Here is a 3,868-nt window from a genome sequence, read left to right as displayed (position 1 = left end):
ATAAAGGCTGATTATGATAATTCTAAATTACTTAGTGCTAAAGAAGCTTTTTATTTAGCAATTGCTCTTTCCTTAGATAGTTTAGCAGTTGGATTTGGTAGCGGATTGGGATATGTAAACTATGCACAGGTTATAATACTTTGTTTTTTAGTTGGTATAGTTTGTTTAAGAGTAGGAAGTCAATTAGGAAGACATTTTGCTAATATAATAAATGTAAACTTATCTTGGCTATCTGGTGTACTTCTTATTATATTAGCATTTATAAGAACTTTTTAAACTTTAAACCTATTATATATATTAATGTATAATAGGTTTTTCTATAATTTACAAGTAAACATATATATATCAAAAATGGTATAATGTCTTATAAGTATAAAAGGTAAAATACTTTATATTTATAAAATTTCATTATGTGTTGGGGGATCTATTTATATGACATGCAACTATTGTAATAGCGACAATTTTAAATATCTAACATCTAGTACAAATTCTACATATACGTACTGTAGAGATTGTAATACCAACTTTGATATAGCTTATAAAAATGTTATTATTGATTCTATGTTAAAAAAGTTATTAGAAACTTTAAAGTGTGTAAAAACAGATTACTTAAAAATAGAAGTAAAAAAAGACTATAATACAATTGGACTTATAATAAATAATATTAATGTTTTTGAAATGGATTTTAAATATGAGTTTTCGAAAAAAGATATATATTATATAGAAAATGTTATTTTTGAATTAGTTCAAGATTTTTATGATTTTGATTTATCAAAAGTTGATATAATAGTATGTGAATAAAAAATAAGAGAGCTTAATTAAAGCTCTCTTATTTTAAATAGTCTATTATTCCACGTTCTAGGTTGTATAACTTATTAAATCCTTCCATAGCCAATAAATTGCATGCTGTAATACTTCTATGTCCACTTCTGCAATAAATTACTATATCTTTATCATTATGATCTTGTAATTCATCTATATTATATAGTAAATCTTGTAACGGTATATTTATTGATGTTTCTATATTAACTTCTTCAAATTCTTCTTCACTTCTTACATCTATTAATAATATATTTTCATTATTTTGTATTAACTTTTTTAATTCATTGCTACTTATATTTTTATAGCTCACTAAAATCACCTCGCCCAACTTAGTATACCATCTTTATACCCTACTTTTATACCAATTCCCCAAATTTTTTTAATAAAATGAAATATATCAGTAAATAATATATTATATCAAAATTTAAAAAGGAGATATTTATATATGGCAAATTATATGGGTGTTGTAAAATGGTTTGATAATGATAGAGGATATGGATTTATATCTGCAAATGATGGAAATGATGTTTTTGTACACTATTCAAACGTAAAAGAAAATGGACATGATAAGGATTTACACGAAGGTGAAGAAGTATCATTTGATATAGTAGAGGCACCTAAAGGTCTTTCTGCTATAAATGTATCTAAGTTATAAGTTAAAATCCCTTATAATCTAAATTATAAGGGATTTTAATTATTTTAAGAAACCAGCTTCTTCATTTGTCATAATTTTACTAGATAAACATAATGGGCACTTTATATCTTCCTTAGTATAATCTATCTCATATATTTGACCACATACAGCACATCTAAATTTGCATAGAGTAGTACATTTAGGTTGTTCATTTACACTAATATCTATAATATTAATTTCATCTTTATCTATAAGTGCCTTAGTTACTTTTTCTCTTGCTTTATTTAATATATCGTTATATTCTTTAACACTTATACTCATTATACTTGCACATTTTTTATCATTAAAATTATTTATATCTTTTAACTCAAGTGCCTTGAGTTCAATAGTTGTCAATTCAACTTTCATACTCAACGACCTCCTTTTATACATAATTAATTATATGTATAAAATTTAGGTAATTGTGTATTTACTTATGAATTTTTATGTATAGATACTTTTGAGCTATTTAAACTAATAGCTTCTTCTTGTAAGTTATATAAAAGATTTTTTAAGTCCCAATTAATTGATGTTTCTGTTACTGTGGCTAATAAAGGTCTTTGTACTTTTAATCTTTTTAAATTATCAGATACAGCACTAATCTTTCTACTTTCTATGTTATTAAATACAATAGCTCTACTATTTATTTTTTCTTCGCTATCTTCTAATAAGTTATCATATAATATATCTTTTATAGTAGTATTTAAATTATCATTTTTTAGTATAATAATATCACTTATTCCACTTAATCTAAATACACTCTTTATTTTAATTAATTCTTTATTATTAAAATTAAATACTAAAGCACAACTTCTAGATTCTGTAGTATTTAACTCCTTTAAATTTTTAAATGTCATATTAAACACATCCCTTCATTTTATAATTACCTAACATTTTTTAATTTAAAACATATATTTTAAAATTCATTTATATTAGCCCTACTTTATTTACCTTCTAGTATATTAACCATATTAGTTAGATATAATTATTGTATTTGATATTTTATTATTTTACAGTAAAATTTTCCAATGTTTAAATAATATATACACCAATAGTGTCAAAATATATATTTATATAGCTAATTTATTTGTATATAACTAATACTACATATATTTAATTAACTTAGTTTTTATTATTGCTTAGATAAATTAACTATAATATAATGAATAAGTTATACTAAAGTTTTAGGAGGTCCTTTAATGAGATTAAATAACTATATAAGTTCAACTGGACTTTGTTCAAGAAGAGAAGCTGACAAGCTTATTGAACAAGGTAGAGTTACTGTAAATGGAAAAAAAGCACAAGTTGGTCAAACTGTAGAAGAAGGTGCTATGGTTAAGGTAAATAATAAGCTTATAAAGCCTAAAAATAACAATGTTTATATAGCACTTAACAAACCTGTAGGTATAACTTGTACAACAGAACGTCATGTAAAAGGAAATATTATTGACTATGTTAATTATCCAGAAAGAATTTTCCCAATAGGAAGATTAGATAAGCCATCAGAAGGTCTTATTCTTTTAACTAACGATGGAAGCATAGTAAATAAGATACTTAGAGCAGAAAACAAACATGAAAAAGAATATAAGGTTACAGTTAATAAAAATATAACTCAAGAGTTTATAAATAAAATGTCTAATGGTGTTCGTATATTTAATCCTGTAACTAATAAATACGTAACTACTAACAAATGTCTTGTTACAAAGGTTAATAATCGTACATTTAAAATAGTTTTAACGCAAGGTTTAAATCGTCAAATACGTAGAATGTGTGAGGTATTTGGATATTCAGTTGAAAAACTTCAAAGAGTTAGAATCATGAATTTAACATTAAAAGGTATACCTTATGGGAAATGGAGAGTATTATCTAAGAGTGAAGTATCTGAATTAATAAAATAAAGTATATCTAATTTTCAAAACTATGTATATATGATATACTATGCTATAGTTTAAAATTTAATATGTATTTAGGGAGGAATATTTTTGTCATTTTTAATTTTAATAATAGGATTTGCATTACTTATAAAAGGTGCAGATGTATTTGTTGAAGGTGCTTCATCAATTGCAAAAAAGTTTAATGTACCTTCTATGATTATCGGGTTAACTATAGTAGCTATGGGTACAAGTGCACCAGAAGCTGCTGTTAGTGTTACATCATCTTTAGCAGGACAAAATGATATGAGTGTTGCTAATGTTGTTGGATCAAACTTTTTCAATGTTCTTGTTGTTCTAGGAGTTTCATCTATTATAGCTAAACTTCCAGTTCAAGAAGAAACTATAAAGAAAGATACTCCATTTTTAATATTAGTTAGTATACTTTTATTAGTATTTGGAATTAATTTAAAATTAGGAAGAATTGAAGGGTTAGCGCTTT

General features: G+C 24.3%; 8 protein-coding genes. 5 read left to right on the top strand and 3 right to left on the bottom strand.

All coding sequences use genetic code 11. The features are described from left to right. Both Q5F54_RS11635 and Q5F54_RS11630 read left to right on the top strand, forming a co-directional pair. Positions 1 to 276, top strand: a 276-nt coding sequence (locus Q5F54_RS11635; protein ID WP_302334470.1) for a manganese efflux pump, incomplete at its 5' end; no start/stop codon positions are given. 156 nt (positions 277 to 432) lie between these two features. Next, positions 433 to 801, top strand: a complete 369-nt coding sequence (locus Q5F54_RS11630) for a hypothetical protein (RefSeq protein ID WP_071120384.1) — start codon at positions 433 to 435, stop codon at positions 799 to 801. Between the two features lie 28 nt (positions 802 to 829). On the opposite strand, the gene Q5F54_RS11625 is transcribed toward Q5F54_RS11630, so the two are convergent. Next, entirely contained in the window at positions 830 to 1,132 is a 303-nt protein-coding gene (locus Q5F54_RS11625) for a rhodanese-like domain-containing protein (protein ID WP_281537243.1), read from the bottom strand. Positions 1,133 to 1,267: 135 nt separating this feature from the next. Here Q5F54_RS11625 and Q5F54_RS11620 point away from each other — a divergent pair, with 135 nt between their 5' ends. Beyond that, on the top strand, positions 1,268 to 1,477 hold the full coding sequence (locus tag Q5F54_RS11620; protein ID WP_281537244.1) for a cold-shock protein: 210 nt from the start codon (positions 1,268 to 1,270) through the stop codon (positions 1,475 to 1,477). Between the two features lie 39 nt (positions 1,478 to 1,516). Here the strand turns inward: Q5F54_RS11620 and Q5F54_RS11615 are convergent, their stop codons facing one another. Both Q5F54_RS11615 and Q5F54_RS11610 read right to left on the bottom strand, forming a co-directional pair. Next, positions 1,517 to 1,864, bottom strand: coding sequence for a DUF134 domain-containing protein (locus Q5F54_RS11615; protein ID WP_071120381.1), 348 nt, complete (start codon positions 1,862 to 1,864; stop codon positions 1,517 to 1,519). Positions 1,865 to 1,929: 65 nt separating this feature from the next. Beyond that, a complete protein-coding gene (locus tag Q5F54_RS11610; protein WP_281537245.1) occupies positions 1,930 to 2,352 on the bottom strand; it encodes a DUF3783 domain-containing protein in 423 nt (140 codons plus the stop codon). A gap of 342 nt (positions 2,353 to 2,694) precedes the next feature. Here Q5F54_RS11610 and rluF point away from each other — a divergent pair, with 342 nt between their 5' ends. Together rluF and Q5F54_RS11600 are read left to right on the top strand one after the other, a co-directional pair. Further along, entirely contained in the window at positions 2,695 to 3,393 is a 699-nt protein-coding gene (gene rluF, locus Q5F54_RS11605) for a 23S rRNA pseudouridine(2604) synthase RluF (protein WP_277232570.1), read from the top strand. 84 nt (positions 3,394 to 3,477) lie between these two features. Next, on the top strand, positions 3,478 to 3,868 hold a 391-nt coding region (locus Q5F54_RS11600), incomplete at its 3' end, for a hypothetical protein (RefSeq protein ID WP_331562778.1).

It is taken from the genome of uncultured Romboutsia sp., assembly GCF_958366745.1.
GTDB lineage: Bacteria > Bacillota > Clostridia > Peptostreptococcales > Peptostreptococcaceae > Romboutsia > Romboutsia timonensis.
The sequence above is the reverse complement of the archived record's forward strand: the minus strand, read 5'-3'. Positions and strand labels throughout refer to the sequence as shown.

Bases quoted from the DNA above. Each gene is read 5' to 3' on its own strand.
- Q5F54_RS11630 (WP_071120384.1), top strand. From the start codon at position 433: ATGACATGCAACTATTGTAATAGCGACAATTTTAAATATCTAACATCT.
- Q5F54_RS11620 (WP_281537244.1), top strand. From the start codon at position 1,268: ATGGCAAATTATATGGGTGTTGTAAAATGGTTTGATAATGATAGAGGA.
- Q5F54_RS11615 (WP_071120381.1), bottom strand. From the start codon at position 1,864: ATGAAAGTTGAATTGACAACTATTGAACTCAAGGCACTTGAGTTAAAA.
- Q5F54_RS11610 (WP_281537245.1), bottom strand. From the start codon at position 2,352: ATGACATTTAAAAATTTAAAGGAGTTAAATACTACAGAATCTAGAAGT.
- rluF (WP_277232570.1), top strand. From the start codon at position 2,695: ATGAGATTAAATAACTATATAAGTTCAACTGGACTTTGTTCAAGAAGA.